Genomic DNA, 15,206 nt, shown 5'->3' with positions numbered 1-15,206 from the left:
TCAGGCGAGCAGCGCGCGCGCGGCGTCCGGGTCGAGCGCCTCGGGGCGGGTACAGGTGGTCTGGAGCTCGATGAACCGCCCGGTCTCGCCGGATCGCAGGATCGAGGTCATCACGTCGATGCCGTGCAGCGCCCGCTCCAGTCCGCAACGCGCCTCGCGGCCCTCGAGGATCGCCGCCGCCATGTCGGCGAGCCCGGCGGTGCGGTAGTTGGCGAGCGTGCCGCCCGGCCGCGTGTCGTTCGGTACGCCCAGCGGATGCTCCCACACTTCCTCGCGCACCGTGCCGTCACGCCCGGCCACCTCCACCGTGCCACCGAACCAGTTCGGGTCCGGGACGAACAGCGTGCCCTCGGTGCCGTAAAGCTCGATCGGCTGCCGGTGCCGGTGGCCCCAGACGTCCCAGCTCGCGTTGATCATCACGAGCGCGCCGCTCTCGAACTCCATGAGTGCCTGCACCGTGGTCGGCGTCTCCACCGGGATCTCCTGATCCTTCACCGGCCCGTCCGCAGTCACCAGCCGGGTGGGCGTCGCCGCCCCGGTCATTGCGGCCACCCGGCGCACCGGCCCGATGAGGTTGATGAGCGCCGCCACCTGATACGGCCCGAGATCGAGCATCGGCCCGCCGCCCGGCAGGAAGAAGAACCCCGGGTTCGGATGCCACATCTCCATGCCGTGGCTGAGCACGAAGGCGGTGCCGGCGGTGATCGTGCCCAGCGCCCCGTCGTCGATCAGCCGCCGCGCGAGCTGTTGCGCGCCGCCGAGGAAGGTGTCCGGCGCCGAGCCCACCCTCAGGCCCTTCGCGTCGGCCAGCGTCTTCAGCTCCAGCCCCTCCTCGACGCCGAGCACGAACGGCTTCTCGGAGTAGACGTGCTTGCCGGCCTCGAGCGCCGCCTTCGTCACCCCGAAATGCGCCGCCGGGATGGTGAGGTTGATGACGACGTCGATGTCGGGATCGGCGAGCAGCGCCTCGACGCTCTCGGCCCTGACCCCGAACTCCGCCGCCCGCGCCTCGGCGACTGCGGGGGCGATGTCGGCACACGCCCGCACCTCCAGCCCGCGAAACAGCGGCGCCAGCCGGAAGTACGCCGCGGAGATGTTGCCACAGCCGATAATGCCGATTCCGAGCTTCCCGGACATTCAGAGCGCCTCCGCATTCGCAAGTGACGTCTCGGCGAAACGCCGGTCGTCCTTCGGGTTGTCGTGCTCCATGATGATGTACCTCGTCCGCGTGGTCCGAAGCGCCGCCATGATGGTCTTCCAGTCCACCGTGCCGGTGCCGACGTCGGCCCAGCCGTCTTCGTCGGCCTTCTCGCCCGGGGGCGCGATGTCCTTCATGTGCACCGCCGTGATGCGCTTGCCGTAGTTCCGGATCCACTCCAGCGGATCGGCGCCGCCGCGCACCACCCAGGCGAGATCGGCCTCCCACTCGAGGTCCGGCCCGCCCTCGAAGAGCGCCATGATCGGCAGCACGCCATCGGCGGTGCGCTGAAACTCGAAGTCGTGGTTGTGCCAGCCGAACCCGAGGCCCGCCTCGCGGAACTGCATCCCGGCAAGCTGCAGCCGCTCGCCGAACGCCCGCCAGCCGGCGCCGTCGGTGGGCCGGTCGCCGGGCGCGAGATAGGGGCAGTATATCGTCTCGATCCCGAGGGCCTTCGCGATCGCCAGCACCTTCCCGGGCTCGCCCTCCAGCATGTCGAGGCCGATATGGGCGGTGGGCATCCTCAGATTGTTGTCGCCGAGATGGTTGCTGAGTTCGGCGACCTTGGCGTCGTCGGCATAGAGCGCGCCATAGCCCTCGACATTGCGATAGCCGACTTCGGCCAGCATCTTCAGCGTGTCGGCCAATGGCGGGAAGTTCCGCGACGAATAGAGCTGATAGGAGAATTCGGTCATCGGGGGCCTCCGTGGCAGTCAGGCGAAGCTCGAATAGAGGTCGCGGGTTGCGAGCGTGACGCCGGCGATCTCACCGTCGTCGGGGGTAAAGACGATCTCGGCGTCATGCCCGGGAAAGATCGTCACAGCGTTGGTGGAGAAGCGTCCGGGCTTCGACGCCTCGACGGTGGCGAAGAGCGCCACCGCCTGCGCCGAGAGCCGGGCGCGCAGCGTGCGTCCGTCCGGCGTCACGTTCAACGTGACCTTCGGGTCGGGGAGGTCAAGGGACTTCCAGCGCACCAGCGGCAGCACGTCGCCGCCGGCACCGCCGTCCGACGCGCGCCAGCGGAAGGCGAGGAACTCACCTTCGCCCAGCGCACCCGTGGGCACCTCGGCAAGGCACTCGGCGGCTTCCGTCCCGACACGCGCCTCCGCCGTCGCGAGCGGCCGGGTCTCGCCGTGGAGCGTCGCGGCCAGCACCTCGAGGCTGATCTCCACCGGCCCGGCGGTGTCGTTCATCGCCATCAGCCGCACGGCCTCGCCCTCGGGGATCGCCGCCACGTGGATCGGCGCGAAGAAGCGCCGGGCCATGTGGTGCAGGATCTTCCAGCCGCCGCCGTAGTCGAGGCTCGACCAGCTCGCCACCGGCCAGGTGTCGTTCAGCTGCCAGTAGAGCGTGCCCATGCAGTGCGGCTTGAGGCTCCGCCAGGAGTCGACGGCGGTCCTGATCGCCACGCCCTGCTGAACCTGTGACAGCCAGACGAAGTTCGCGAAATCCTTCGGGAAGCGGAAGTAGCGCAGCATCGTCTCGGTGATGCGCGCGTTGCCGCCCGCGTTCTTCTGGTGGCTCTCCATCACCGGCGAGGAGATGTTGAGATCGGTCCCGGCGGCGAAGCTCTCGATCACCGGCAGCGAGGGGAAGGACTGGAAGCCGAACTCGGAGCAGAAGCGCGGGCGGACGTCGCGGTAGTGCTCGAAGTCGCGCCCCTCGTGCCAGACCGACCAGAAGTGCATGTCGCCGCTCGTGTCGTCGTGCCAGGCGTCGCCGAAGCTCATCGGCCCGGGGGAGGGGCTCGACGGCCACCAGTTCGCGGTGTCCGACGCACGGCGCACCGCCGCTTCGATCCGGCGGTTCAGCCGGTCGTAGGCCACGAGATAGCGGTCGCGGTTCCTCCGGCTCTCCTCGAACCAGTTGAGCGCCCCGAGAAGCTCGTTGTCGCCGCACCAGAGCGCCACGTGATGCCCGATCCGGTCGACCTGAGTCCCGACCTCACATTCCACATCGTCGAGAAAGCACTCGTCCGACGGATAGAGATGGCAGGCGAACATCAAATCCTGCCAGACGAGCAGGCCGAGCGCGTCGCATGCCTCGTAGAACGAGAGCGGCTCGTAGCGGCCGCCACCCCAGACCCGGACCATGTTCATGTTGGCCGCCGCCGCCGAGCGGAGGAGCGCGGTGGTCTTCTCCCCGGTGATCCGGCCGGGCAGCGCGTCTGCCGGGATCCAGTTCGCGCCCCGGCAGAAGACCGGCCGGCCGTTCACACGGAACGCGAAGCTCCGCCCGACCGCGTCCGGCTCCGACACGAGCCGGATGTCGCGGAGCGCGAGCTTCAGGACGGTGCGAAGCTGGCCGAGCTCGACCACGAGATCGTGGATCGGCTGGGGACCATAGCCCGCCGGATACCAGAGATCGGGGTCGCGGATCAGGAGCCCGACGTCGCCCAGCCAGACGAGGCCCCCGGACACGCGTTCCACGCCCGTTCGCTCGACGCCACAAAGGGTTGCGCGCCACGGCACCTCGCTTGCCGGGCCGAGTCCGGATGCATGGACGGCGATCGTCGCCATCACCTCGCCGGGCTTGTGTTGCTGCTCCACCCGGACGCTCCTGATGCAGCCTTCCGGGCCGGCGATGGCGATCCGGCCGTAAAGGCCCATCGGGCAGAGCGCGATGCCCCAGTCCCAGCCGAAGTCGCATTGCGGCTTGCGCAGCATGTTGCCGTTCGGGATCGGGCAGTTGCCGGCGTGATAGGGCACCGGATAGGGCTGTCGGGCCGCCCGCTCGTTCGCGGCCGCGGTCGGCGAGCGCAGCGTGATCTCGATGAGGTTCGTCCCCGGCACCAGCGCCTCACCAAGGTCGGCGAAGACCGGCTGGAACGCCGAGGATGGCGAACGGACCTCGCGGCCGTTCAGGCGGATCTCGCCCACCGTGTCGAACTCGTCGATGACGAGGGTCGCCGGGCCTTCGCCGGAATGCTCGAAGCTGCGGCTGAGGATCCAGTCGCGATCGGCCACCCAGCGCACGTCATACTCGTTGCGCCCGGCATAGGGGTCGGGGATCAGCCCGGCATCAAACAGCGCCGAATGCACGTCCCCGGGCAGCCGCATCGTGAGGTGGATGCGCCCCTCGCCGTCTTGCAGCGCCCAGTCTCCGCTCAGGTCGAGCATGGTCCCCCTCGCGGTCTCAGAGCCGCTGTTCGGTCTCGGTGTCGAAGAGCGATGCCTTGGAAATGTCGAAGCCGAGGCTGACCGCGTCGCCGGCCTTGAACCCGTGCTCGGCCGGCGCGCGCGCCGACAGCGCCTGTCCGGCGAAGCGCAGCCAGAGCAGGCTGTCCGATCCCATGGGCTCGTCGATCTCGACCTTCGCCGCCGCGCCGCCAGCTCCCGTCGCTCCATGCCCAGCCGCTCCATGCCCAGCCGCTCCATGCCCAGCCGCTCCATGCCCGGCCGCCACATGCCCAGCCGCCACATGCTCCGGCCGCACGCCGAGGATCACCGCCGTGCCGCGCGCGGGCACCTCGCCGCGATACTGGTCGAGCGCGATCGTGGAGCCGCCCGCCTCGAACGTCCGCACCCCGTCGCGCTCGCCGATCTGCCCCTTCAGGAACGTCATCGCCGGCGAGCCGATGAAGCCCGCCACGAACAGGTTCGCGGGCTTGTTGTAGATCGTCTTCGGATCCGCGAGCTGCTGGATGATCCCGCCCCGCATCACCGCGATCCGGTCAGCGAGCGTCAACGCCTCGATCTGGTCGTGGGTCACATAGATCATCGTGTTCCGAAGCTGCTGGTGCAGCCGCTTGATCTCCACGCGAAGCTCCGAGCGCAGCTTGGCATCGAGGTTCGACAAGGGCTCGTCGAACAGGAACACGTCCACGTCGCGCACCAGCGCCCGCCCGATCGCCACACGCTGCCGCTGCCCGCCCGAGAGCGCGGCGGGCTTGCGGTCGAGCAGCGGCTGGATCTGCAGGATTTCCGCCGCCCGCGCGATGCGCTTGTCGATCTCGCCCCGCGGCAGCCCGGCGTTCTTCAGCCCGAAGGCAAGGTTGCCGCGCACCGTCATCTGCGGATAGAGCGCGTAGGACTGGAACACCATGCCGATGCCCCGGTCCTTCGGCTCCTCCCAGGTGACGTTCCTGCCCTTGATCCAGATCTGCCCGTCGGTGATGTCGAGCAGCCCCGCGATGCAGTTCAAGAGCGTCGACTTCCCGCACCCCGACGGCCCGAGCAGCACGATGAACTCACCCTCGCCGATGTCGAGGCTCAGGTCGTCGAGGATCGTCAGGCTGCCATAGGCGAGCCGCAGATCCTTCACCGCCACGCTGGTCGCGGCCGGGTTCGTCATCTGGTTCATGGCCCTATCCCTTGACCGCGCCGGCGGCGATGCCGCGCACGAAAAGCTTGCCGGAAATGAAGTAGATGACGAGCGGCACCAGCCCGGTGATGATCGTAGCCGCCATGTTGACGTTGTATTCCTTCACGCCCTGCACCGAATTGACGATGTTGTTGAGCTGAACCGTCATCGGATACGTGTCGGGCTTGGTGTAGACCACGCCGAACAGGAAGTCGTTCCAGATGCCCGTGACCTGCAGGATGATCGCCACCACGAAGATCGGCAGGCTCATGGGCAGCATGATCTTGAAGTAGATCCCCCAGAACCCCGCGCCATCCACCCGCGCCGCCTTGAAGAGCTCCTCCGGCACCGACGCGAAGTAATTGCGGAAGAGCAGGGTCAGGATCGGCATCCCGAAGATCGTGTGCACCAGCACGAGCCCGCTCAGCGTGCCGTAGAGCCCGATCTCGCGCAGCATGATCACGATCGGATAGAGCATCACCTGATAGGGAATGAACGCGCCGAAGATCAGGATGGCGAAGAATACCTCCGACCCCCTGAACCGCCAGTTCGCCAGCGCATAGCCGTTGACGGAGGCAATCGCGATCGACAGCACCACCGAGGGCACGGTGATCCTGACCGAATTCCAGAACCCGCGCGAGAGCCCGTCGCAGTTGAGCCCGGTGCAGGCCTCCGACCACGCCTTCACCCAGGGCTCGAAGGTGATTTCCATCGGCGGCGAGAAGATGTTGCCGAGCCGGATCTCGGGCATCCCCTTCAGCGAGGTCACCACCATCACGTAGAGCGGCAGCAGGTAGTAGAGCGCCACGACGATCAGCACGCCGTAGAGCATGACGTTGCGCCGCGAGAGCGCCCGGCGGGGGCGCGTGCCCCGCGGCTCGGCGCGGCCGGCCGCCACAGGATCAGCCACGGCGCCTGCCTCCGAATTCGAGATATGCCCACGGAATGATGATGATCGCCACCGTCAACAGCATCATGGTCGATGCCGCGAACCCCTGTCCGAGGTTCTGCGCCCGGAACATGAACTCGTAGACGTATTTCGCCGGCACCTCCGAGGCGTTGCCCGGACCACCGCTCGTCATGGCGACGACGAGGTCGTAGAGCTTCACGATGCCGGCCATGACGATGACGAGCGTGGTGACAAAGACCGGTCTGAGCATCGGGATGACCACGTAGAGATAGGTCTTCCACGTGGGGATCCCGTCGACTCGCGCCGCCTTCCAGATGTCTTCGTCGATGCCGCGCAGGCCCGCGAGCATCAGGCACATGATGAGGCCCGTGCCCTGCCAGAGCCCGGCGAGGACGATGCCGTACATCACGAGGTTCGCGTCATAGAGCGGGTTGAAGGTGAAGCTCTCCCACCCGAGCGAGCGCACGATGTTCTGCACGCCGAAATCCGGGTTCAGGATCCATTGCCAGACCAGCCCGGTGACGATGAAGGAGAGCGCGAACGGATAGAGGAAGATCGTGCGGAACGTGTTCTCGAAGCGGATCTTCTGGTCGAGCAGCGCTGCCAGCAGGAAGCCGATCACGAAGCTGAAGATCAGACTCAGCACCCCGTAGATCGCCAGATTCTCGATCGAGACGAGCCAGCGCGGCGTCGACCACAGCCGGTCGTACTGATCGAGCCCGACGAAGTTCAGCCGCGGCAGGAGCTTCGAGTTGGTGAAGGAATAGACTACCGTCCAGAGCGTGCCGCCGAGAAACACGCAGACCGCGGTCACGATCATCGGAATCGACGCGATCTTCGCGCTCAGGTTCCTGAAAGGCCGCCTCGGCCGGGTATCGGACGCCATGGGACTGCCCCCCTCGTTTGTCCCGGGATGGCGCCGGCCCCCTTGTCGCGGGCCGGCGGCTCAAGCGTCAGTCGGCGCTGGCGATCAGCTCCGCGAAGCGCGCCTGGGCGTCCTCGGGCGTCAATTCGGTCGAGAAGAACTCGCTCATCAGGTCGTTGAGCTGGGTCGTCGTGTCGGGGCTGAGCAGTTCATCCGCGCTCTTCAGCACGTTGCCCTCCTTCAGGATGGCGAGCCCCTTCTTCATGCAGTCGTTTGCCGCCTCGAGATTGACGTCGCCGCGCACCGGCAGCGAGCCCTTCTTGAGGTTGAACGCGACCTGCGTCTCGGGCGACAGCATGACCTCGGCCAGCACCTCCTGCGCCTTGGACTTCTCCTCGTCCTCGAGGGCGGGGAAGTAGAACGCGTCGCCGCCCGTGGTGATGTACTGCGCGCCGCCGAGCCCCGCGAGGCAGGTGTAATCCTTGCCCGCGACCTGACCCGCCACCTGAAACTCGCCCTGCGCCCAGTCGCCCATGGCCTGGCCGCCGGCCTTGCCGGAGATCACCATGGCGGTCGCCTCGTTCCAGTTCTGCACGTTCGAGCCCTTGGCGAGGGTTCGCGCGTCCCCGAGCGCCTTGAAGACCTTCGCCATGTCGGCGCCGCCGGCCAGATCGGAGTCCTTGTCCCCGTAGACCTTGAGATAGAGATCCTTGCCGCCGAGGCCGAGGACCAGGTCCTTGAAGAGCCCGCTCATCTGCCAGCCCTGCTGCCCGAGGGCGAGCGGCACCTTGCCGGCCTTCTCGAGCGCCGGGCCGGCGGCAACGAACTCGTCCCAGTTGGTGGGCACCGCGACGCCCGCGTCGGCGAATGCCTGGTTGGACAGCCACAGCCACTCCCACGAGTGGATGTTTACCGGCACGCAGTAGAGGTGGCCGTCGAGCGTGCAGCCCTCGAGCAGCGACGGCGGGTTGATCACGTCCTTCCAGTTCTCGGCAGCCGCCACTTCGTCGAGGTTGCGCATCAGCCCCGAGGCCACCAGCTCCTCGGCCTGCCGGCCGTGGTTGAACTGGGTCGCGGCCATCGGGTCGCCGCCGGTGATCCGGCTCACCATGATCGGCCGTGCGGTGTCGCCCGATCCCGCGATCGCGCCGTCCACCCACTTGTTGCCCGTCGCGTCGAACGCCTTGGCAAGCTCCGCGACCGCGGCTGCCTCGCCGCCCGATGTCCACCAGTGCGTGACCTCGAGATCGGCCGCGCGCGCCGCGACGGGCAACACCACCGATGCCGCGAGCAGCGCGGCCAGCGAGCGTCTGATCATGAAGAGCCTCCCGATGATGTTTTCTGCATCGTTGCAGTAGCAATCCTACGGGGCCGATCCGCGTTAGGCAATGGTCGAGTTCATCACCGCAAGATGACCTGTCGGGTAGGTGGCCAGCAGGGAAAGGATTCGCATAAAGGCAGAGAAGTTGAAGCTTTTTTCCGAAGGTGGTCGCCGACCCGTATGATGTTCGCGTTTGCGGTTCGCTTGGTCCCGGAGGGCGCGCGTCCATACTGCATCGTTTCAGATTTGCGCTTGCCGAAGTTCCGATCTATCGTCCGATTCGGGGCTGGGAGAAGGTGTATGTCCGCTGTCGACGGAAGGGATGGAGCGGGGGCGCCGCGGGACGCGGCGGGCAGGCCGACCCTCAAGACCATCGCCTACATGACCGGTCTCGGGGTGACGACGGTGTCGCGCGCGCTGCACGACGCGCCCGACATCGGCCAGGCCACCAAGGAGCGGGTCCGCCTCGTGGCGAACCAGATCGGCTATCGTCCGAACCGCGCCGGCGTCCGGCTCAGGACCGGCAAGACCAATGTCATCAGCCTGATCCTGTCCGTCGAGACCGAGGTGCTGGGCCTCACCTCGCATCTCGTCCACGGCATTTCGGAATATCTGGCGGGCTCGCCCTACCACCTGATCGTGACGCCCTACAGCCTGCAGAACGATCCGCTCGACCCGGTGCGCTACATTGTCGAGACCGCCTCGGCCGACGGGGTGATCTTCTCGCGCACCGAACCGCAGGACGCACGGGTGCGCTACCTGCACGAGCGCGGCTTTCCCTTCGCCACGCACGGACGCACCGACATGGGTGTCGCGCATCCTTTCTTCGATTTCGACAACGAGCGCTATGCCGAGATGGCGGTGGAGCGTCTCGCTGCCCGTGGCCGCCGGCGGCTCGCGCTGCTCCGCCCGCCGGGCGCGCTCACCTTCGCCCATCACATGAGCATGGGCTTCGAGCGCGCCATCGACCGGCTCGATCTCATCGACATTCCCATGCGAGACGTCACCACCGACAGCAGTCACGAGGCGATCGAGGCCGAGGTGGCGAGGATGATGCGGTCGTCCCGCCGCCGGCCGGACGGCTTTGTCTGTGGATCGGCGAACTCGGCGATTGCGGTGATCGGCGCGGCGGAGGCCGAGGGTTTCGAAGTCGGCCGCGACTTCGACCTCGCGGTCAAGGACTCGTTTCGGATCATGCAGAAGTTCCGGCGCGAGACGATCGTGATCCACGAGAACTTCCGCGCCGCCGGCAACGCGCTGGCCGAGGCGGTGGTCCGCACCATCGAGGGCGTCCCGCCCGAGCGGCTCCAGAGACTTGAAGAACCGCCCGGGGACATTGCCCCGGGCGGTTCTGACGAAGGTTGACAACCTCCTGACGAGATCATGATTGTCATTGACAATCAACGTCTTGATCCGTCCGCACAACGTGCGCGCCAGTCAGGTCAGGTCAGGTCAGGAACGCGATGATGATCACGACCAGAAGCGGCGCTCCGAGCAGCCAGGCGATCAGGGCGGGCATGATGCTTCCCTCCTATTTGAACGTGCCGAATGGCAGGTTGCGGTCACGGTGGTCGCCCCCGGCCATCGCCGCGAGATAGGCTGCCGCAGCACTCACCATCAGCGTCGCCGCCGCCACGAACGCCGCGATCGCCGCCGCCTTGCGTGCCGTCTCCGCGGCCGTCACGGCCTTCTGATAGAGCTCCTGCGCCTCGGCGACCGCCCGGTCGACCTGCGCTTGCACCTGCTCGGGCGACTGGCCGGTCTTCTGCGCGACCATGTTCACCAGGTACTCGCGATCCTCCGGCCCGAGTTGCCCGTCGGCCAGCGTCCGCTTCAGGACCGCCGTCGCCTGATCGCCATCGCCCTGCATCAGCCGGCTGCCGATGTAGCTCACATCACCGCCCACCGCGTCGGCCGCCGTCTGCGCCACCGTGCCCGCGGCCTTCCCGGCCGAGCTGATCACACCGGTGATGCCGCTCGCGCCCAGAACCGCCGCAACCAGCGCCGCGGTCGCCCAGACCATGAGCCCGTGCGCGCCGTCGCGAACCTCGATCTCGTCCACGCTGGCCCCGCCAACCCGCCGCCGCAGCCGCCCGGCCAAATAGCCGCCGGCCCCGAAGCTGGTGACCGCCACCCAGACGAACCAGATCCCCGACGCGACCGCGAACCAGAAGAGCGACACACCCTCTCCCGGCTGGAACGAACTCGCCGACAGACCCACCGCCGACCCGAAGGTGATGAGCACCAGCGACAACGTCACCGTCAGGACCGTTCCGGCGAGGATCGCCCCCCAGTCGACATAGCTCACCCCGGCCGCGCCGCCTTCGACGGTCCGCGTGGTCACCGAGGCGCGATAAAGCTCTTCAGATGCCATGGATCCGCTCCTCAGCGCAGGCCGATGAGCGACAGGACCGCCATGACGATGACGATGAGACCGACAAGGTAGATGATGGCGTTCACGATCGCGCTCCCTTCCACGATGGTTGTCGTATCGGGGCAAGCTCGGTGGCCTGACGCCCGATCTGACAGGGAAATGCATCGCGAAGAGAGTTGGTTCCGTTCCCGGGTTACCGCGTCCCGCCCGGCGAGCTGGCGGGTGTCCCGCCGGGCGCCGGCCCGGACGCCCCGCCCGCGGGATCGGGATCGGAAACGACGGGTGGCGACGTCACGCCCGCTTCGAGGCGCGCCCGCTCGTCCGTCGGCATCACCGGCACCGCGAGCTCGGCAGCCCGCGCCTGCAGCGCCGCCGCGCGCGCCGCGAGCGCATCCCGGTCCGCCTCAAGGCGCCGGGTGTCAGGCTCCGCGCTGGCCAGGGCCGCATCGAATCGCGCCGTCTCGATCAGCGCCGGCGCCGGTGCCTGCGCGGCCCGCTGCGAGATCGGCGAGACCGCGCCGCGCGGCACCTCGCAGCCGCCGAGCGCGAGGATGGCCAGACCGGCAGCAAGAAAGGTGAGGCGCATGGCTGTGCAAACGTTCAAATGGCCGGAGAACCCTGTACTATCGGCCGCGCCGCCGCCCGACAAGCCGCGCGCGTCGGCACTGATGACCTGGGGAGGCCACATGAGCGACGACAAGGGACAGGGCACACTCTCCGAGCAGGGCAAGGAGATCGCGCACAACATGGCCGAGGTGTTCGACATCTCGGGCCAGATCTGGCAGCGCTTCCTCGCCGGCCAGATGCAGGAGGGCGCGCCCAAGCGCGCCGATCCGCTCAACACCTGGCCGACCTTCGCCGAGCTCTACCGCACCATGTGGGACAACCCGCAGCAGGTCGCCGACAAGACGATCGAGTACTGGGCGGCACAGCAGACGCTCTGGCAGAACGCCATGCTGAAGTGGATGGGCTCCAAGGACGCCGTCGACACCCCCGACCTGCCGCACATGCTGAAACCCGACCGGCGCTTCGCCCACAAGGAATGGTCCGAGAACGCCCTCTTCGACTACCTGAAGCAGTCGTACCTGCTGACCTCGGGCTGGATTCAGGACACGGTCGGCAGCGTCGGCGAGATGGACCCGAAGGAGCGGCGCAAGGCGGCGTTCTACACCCGGCAGTTCGTCGAGGCGATGAACCCGGCCAACTTCTTCGCGCTGAACCCCGAGGTGCTCGAGGCGACGGCGAACGAGAAGGGCGAGAACCTCGTGCGCGGCCTCAAGATGATGCTGGCCGACCTCGATCGCGGCAAGGGCAAGCTCCTGATCCGCCAGACCGACATGGACGCCTTCGAGGTTGGCCGCAACACGGCGGTCTCCCCCGGCAAGGTAATCTGGCAGAACAACATCTTCCAGCTCATCCAGTACGCGCCGGTGACCGAGACGGTCTACACGAAGCCGCTGCTGATCCTGCCGCCGTGGATTAACAAGTACTACGTGCTCGATCTCAATCCGAAGAAGAGCATGGTGAAATGGCTGACCGAACAGGGCTACACCGTCTTCATGGTGTCGTGGGTGAACCCCGACGAGCGCCACGGCCAGCTGACGTGGGAGGACTACATCTTCGAGGGCGCAGGCACCGCGATCGACAAGGTGCTGGAGGAGACCGGTCAGAAGAGCCTGAACCTCGTCTCCTACTGCATCGGCGGCACCCTCGCGGGGACGCTTCTCGCGTGGATGGGCAAGACCGGCGACAAGCGGGTGGCAAGCTCGACCTTCTTCACCGCGCAGCATGATTTCGAGGACGCGGGCGAGCTGCAGATCTTCGTGGACGAGCACATCCTCGAAGTGGTCGGCGAGGAGATGGAGAAGGGCTTCATGCCGGCCGGCAAGATGGCGGATGCCTTCAACATGCTGCGGGCGAACGACCTGATCTGGGGCTACATGGTCTCGAACTACATGCTCGGGAAGGATCCGTTCCCGTTCGATCTGCTGTACTGGAACGCCGACTCCACCGCGATGCCGGCGCGGGTGCATCGCTTCTATCTCAACGAGTTCTACATCCGGAATGCCTTTGCCAAGGGCGAGCTGACCGTACGCGGCGAGCCGGTCACGCTCGCTGACATCCGCGGGCCGGTCTATCATGTGGCGACGCGCGAGGATCACATCGCGCCGGCGGCCTCGGTCTATCGCGGCGCGAAGGAGATGAAGAAGGCGAAGGTCCGCTTCGTGCTCTCGGGCTCGGGGCACATCGCCGGCGTGGTGAACCCGCCCGCGCTGCAGAAATATCAGTTCTGGACCAACGACGACATGTCGAACCCCACGCTCGAAGACTGGATGAAGGGCGCGACCGAGACGCCGGGGAGCTGGTGGGTGGACTGGGATGCCTGGCTCAAGGCCCGGTCGGGCCGCAGGATCCCGGCACGGGAGCCGGGCGCGGTTCTCGGAGTCGTTGAGGACGCGCCGGGCTCCTACGTGCGGGTCCGGTTCGACCGGGAGTGAACCATGGCATCGGGGCTCCGGTCGCGCCGGAGCCCCGGGCGGGTCACGAGTGAACCTCGGCCGGGTTGATGTGCGTCGGTGCGGCGAACCAGGAGCCGTCGTCACTGTCGCGCCGCGCCTTCAGCCAGGCGAGCTGTCCGAGCGTCAGTCCCTCGGCGTGCTTCGGCGAGATGCCGGCTTCCTGTGCCAGCTGGGCACGTTCGGCGTTGGTCAGTGTGGGAGCGGGAGCGATCTGAACGACAACCGGCGCCGGCATCGGCGTGACGGTCGTCGCGTTCGCAACGAGGACGGAGCCACCGCCGACGGCCGCGATCACGGCGAGGGCGGGCAGGAGGCGGGTCATGAGCATCTGTCTGATCCTTGTCATGAAGCCCTGTCCGGCGGGAGCCGGACGGCCGGTGTGCTCACCGGTAGCGGATGATCTGGGGCGAGCGTGGGGTGCTGGCATCCGGCGATCACGCGGTCTTGGGATCGGATCGCGGCGCCGTGCTCGCCTCCGCGCGCCGCCGGTCTAGGGAGCCGGGGCCATTCCGTTGGACGTGCCGATCCAGCTCGCCGCCGCAAGCCCGGCATGCCGGCCGGTGGCCAGGCAGGCGGTGAGGAGATAACCGCCGGTCGGGGCGTCCCAGTCGAGCATTTCGCCGGCGGCAAAGACTCCCGGCCGGGCGGCAAGCATCAGGCCGGCGCCGAGCCCGTCCCAGGCGACGCCCCCCGCCACCGAGATCGCCTCGTCGATCGGGCGCGGACCGAGAAGCGGCAGCGTCAGCCCCTTGGTGGTGCGTGCGGTCGCGGCCGGGTCGGCCAGCGCGTCGGAGGCGAATTCGCGCAGGAGAGCGATCTTGACCGGCGAAAGCCCGGCCTTGCGCAGGCGGCTCGCGAGGCTGTCGCCCTTGCGTGCCTGTGCCAGACGCGCGGCAAGGGCTTCCGCGCCCGACCCGGGGGCGAGGTCCACGACGAGCGGCGCGCCGTCCCTGAGCTCCGGGCCGAGGGCGTAGATGCCGCCGCCCTCGACGCCCCGGGCCGAGACGACGAATTCCGCCGTTACGCTGCGCCCCCCCGCGGTGAGCCGCACCGGCTTCACCGGGGCGCCGAAGTGCCGCGCCATGGCGGCGGACCAGTCGACGCGGAAGCCGACGTTCGAGGGCCGGAACGCGGTGACCGGCGTGCCGTCTTCGGTGAGGACCCGGCCCCATGCGCCGTCCGCTCCGAGCCGGCTCCAGGAGGCGCCACCGAGTGCCAGCACGCTCACCCGCGCCTGAACCCGACGTTGGCCGGCGGACGTGTCGAAGACCGCCGATGCGCCGTCCCAGCCGGTCCATCGCCAACCGGTGCGAAGCCGGACGCCGAGCCCGTCGAGCCGCCGGAGCCACGCGCGCAAGAGCGGCGAGGCCTTCATCGCCACCGGAAACACCCGGCCGGAACTACCGGTGAAAAGCGGGATGCCGAGCCCTTCCGCCCATGCGCGGACCTCCGCGGGGCCAAAGCCCGCAAGGATCGGGGCGAGCCGGTCGCGCCCCTCGCCATAGGCGCCGAGGAATGCCTCTGGCTCCGCGTCGAAGGTGAGGTTCAGGCCGGACTTGCCCGCCATCAGGAGCTTCCTGGCCGCGCTGGGCTTCGCCTCGGCGACGATGACGCGCAGGCCGGCGCTGGCGAGCGTTTCCGCCGCCATCAGGCCCGCGGGCCCGGCGCCCACGATGAGTGCGTCGATCGTCTCGTCCATCGGGAAGGTGATCGCCCG

13 protein-coding genes are annotated in these 15,206 nt (G+C 68.0%); 2 read left to right on the top strand and 11 right to left on the bottom strand.

Features of this window, described 5'->3' with window-relative positions:
* From HNP73_RS02625 to HNP73_RS02595, 7 genes are all read right to left on the bottom strand, one after another.
* The gene (locus tag HNP73_RS02625) at positions 1–1,137 is read right to left on the bottom strand and encodes a Gfo/Idh/MocA family protein (RefSeq protein ID WP_184146833.1); all 1,137 of its coding nucleotides are present in this window, start codon (positions 1,135–1,137) and stop codon (positions 1–3) included.
* Positions 1,138–1,893, bottom strand: a complete 756-nt coding sequence (locus HNP73_RS02620; protein WP_184146831.1) for a sugar phosphate isomerase/epimerase family protein — start codon at positions 1,891–1,893, stop codon at positions 1,138–1,140. It abuts the gene before it with no gap.
* A gap of 18 nt (positions 1,894–1,911) precedes the next feature.
* Positions 1,912–4,317 carry a glycoside hydrolase family 2 protein gene (locus HNP73_RS02615; protein ID WP_184146829.1) on the bottom strand — a complete coding sequence of 802 codons (2,406 nt, stop codon included), beginning with the start codon at positions 4,315–4,317 and terminating at the stop codon, positions 1,912–1,914.
* A 16-nt stretch (positions 4,318–4,333) separates the two neighbouring features.
* A complete protein-coding gene (locus tag HNP73_RS02610) occupies positions 4,334–5,500 on the bottom strand; it encodes an ABC transporter ATP-binding protein (protein WP_221288146.1) in 1,167 nt (388 codons plus the stop codon).
* A gap of 4 nt (positions 5,501–5,504) precedes the next feature.
* Complete coding sequence (locus tag HNP73_RS02605; protein ID WP_343063183.1) at positions 5,505–6,410, bottom strand: carbohydrate ABC transporter permease; 906 nt, start codon at positions 6,408–6,410, stop codon at positions 5,505–5,507.
* Positions 6,403–7,296, bottom strand: a complete 894-nt coding sequence (locus HNP73_RS02600) for a carbohydrate ABC transporter permease (protein WP_184146827.1) — start codon at positions 7,294–7,296, stop codon at positions 6,403–6,405. The genes HNP73_RS02605 and HNP73_RS02600 overlap by 8 nt, the downstream gene beginning before the upstream one ends.
* A 67-nt stretch (positions 7,297–7,363) precedes the next feature.
* Positions 7,364–8,593 carry an ABC transporter substrate-binding protein gene (locus tag HNP73_RS02595; RefSeq protein ID WP_184146825.1) on the bottom strand — a complete coding sequence of 410 codons (1,230 nt, stop codon included), beginning with the start codon at positions 8,591–8,593 and terminating at the stop codon, positions 7,364–7,366.
* Positions 8,594–8,896: 303 nt separating this feature from the next.
* Between HNP73_RS02595 and HNP73_RS02590 the strand changes: the two genes are divergently transcribed.
* Positions 8,897–9,961, top strand: coding sequence for a LacI family transcriptional regulator (locus tag HNP73_RS02590; RefSeq protein WP_184146823.1), 1,065 nt, complete (start codon positions 8,897–8,899; stop codon positions 9,959–9,961).
* Between the two features lie 166 nt (positions 9,962–10,127).
* On the opposite strand, the gene HNP73_RS02585 is transcribed toward HNP73_RS02590, so the two are convergent.
* Together HNP73_RS02585 and HNP73_RS02580 are read right to left on the bottom strand one after the other, a co-directional pair.
* Positions 10,128–10,970 (bottom strand): hypothetical protein, encoded by an 843-nt coding sequence (locus HNP73_RS02585; protein WP_184146821.1) that lies wholly within the window; start codon positions 10,968–10,970, stop codon positions 10,128–10,130.
* 193 nt (positions 10,971–11,163) lie between these two features.
* Positions 11,164–11,670, bottom strand: a complete 507-nt coding sequence (locus tag HNP73_RS02580; RefSeq protein ID WP_184146819.1) for a hypothetical protein — start codon at positions 11,668–11,670, stop codon at positions 11,164–11,166.
* Between HNP73_RS02580 and HNP73_RS02575 the strand changes: the two genes are divergently transcribed.
* Positions 11,657–13,468 carry a PHA/PHB synthase family protein gene (locus HNP73_RS02575; RefSeq protein ID WP_184146817.1) on the top strand — a complete coding sequence of 604 codons (1,812 nt, stop codon included), beginning with the start codon at positions 11,657–11,659 and terminating at the stop codon, positions 13,466–13,468. The two genes, HNP73_RS02580 and HNP73_RS02575, sit on opposite strands and share 14 nt — an antisense overlap.
* Before the next feature lie 43 nt (positions 13,469–13,511).
* Here the strand turns inward: HNP73_RS02575 and HNP73_RS02570 are convergent, their stop codons facing one another.
* A complete protein-coding gene (locus tag HNP73_RS02570) occupies positions 13,512–13,835 on the bottom strand; it encodes a hypothetical protein (protein WP_184146815.1) in 324 nt (107 codons plus the stop codon).
* A gap of 144 nt (positions 13,836–13,979) precedes the next feature.
* Positions 13,980–15,188, bottom strand: coding sequence for a TIGR03862 family flavoprotein (locus HNP73_RS02565; RefSeq protein ID WP_221288137.1), 1,209 nt, complete (start codon positions 15,186–15,188; stop codon positions 13,980–13,982).
* Positions 15,189–15,206 lie beyond the last annotated feature (18 nt).

The organism is Amaricoccus macauensis (genome assembly GCF_014201905.1).
Taxonomy (GTDB): Bacteria; Pseudomonadota; Alphaproteobacteria; order Rhodobacterales; family Rhodobacteraceae; genus Amaricoccus; species Amaricoccus macauensis.
The sequence above is the reverse complement of the archived record's forward strand: the minus strand, read 5'-3'. Positions and strand labels throughout refer to the sequence as shown.

What these genes read in the sequence shown, in the direction of transcription:
- HNP73_RS02625 (WP_184146833.1), bottom strand. Translation starts at nt 1,137, where the DNA reads ATGTCCGGGAAGCTCGGAATCGGCATTATCGGCTGTGGCAACATCTCC.
- HNP73_RS02620 (WP_184146831.1), bottom strand. Translation starts at nt 1,893, where the DNA reads ATGACCGAATTCTCCTATCAGCTCTATTCGTCGCGGAACTTCCCGCCA.
- HNP73_RS02615 (WP_184146829.1), bottom strand. Translation starts at nt 4,317, where the DNA reads ATGCTCGACCTGAGCGGAGACTGGGCGCTGCAAGACGGCGAGGGGCGC.
- HNP73_RS02610 (WP_221288146.1), bottom strand. Translation starts at nt 5,500, where the DNA reads ATGAACCAGATGACGAACCCGGCCGCGACCAGCGTGGCGGTGAAGGAT.
- HNP73_RS02600 (WP_184146827.1), bottom strand. Translation starts at nt 7,296, where the DNA reads ATGGCGTCCGATACCCGGCCGAGGCGGCCTTTCAGGAACCTGAGCGCG.
- HNP73_RS02595 (WP_184146825.1), bottom strand. Translation starts at nt 8,593, where the DNA reads ATGATCAGACGCTCGCTGGCCGCGCTGCTCGCGGCATCGGTGGTGTTG.
- HNP73_RS02590 (WP_184146823.1), top strand. Translation starts at nt 8,897, where the DNA reads ATGTCCGCTGTCGACGGAAGGGATGGAGCGGGGGCGCCGCGGGACGCG.
- HNP73_RS02585 (WP_184146821.1), bottom strand. Translation starts at nt 10,970, where the DNA reads ATGGCATCTGAAGAGCTTTATCGCGCCTCGGTGACCACGCGGACCGTC.
- HNP73_RS02575 (WP_184146817.1), top strand. Translation starts at nt 11,657, where the DNA reads ATGAGCGACGACAAGGGACAGGGCACACTCTCCGAGCAGGGCAAGGAG.
- HNP73_RS02570 (WP_184146815.1), bottom strand. Translation starts at nt 13,835, where the DNA reads ATGACAAGGATCAGACAGATGCTCATGACCCGCCTCCTGCCCGCCCTC.
- HNP73_RS02565 (WP_221288137.1), bottom strand. Translation starts at nt 15,188, where the DNA reads ATGGACGAGACGATCGACGCACTCATCGTGGGCGCCGGGCCCGCGGGC.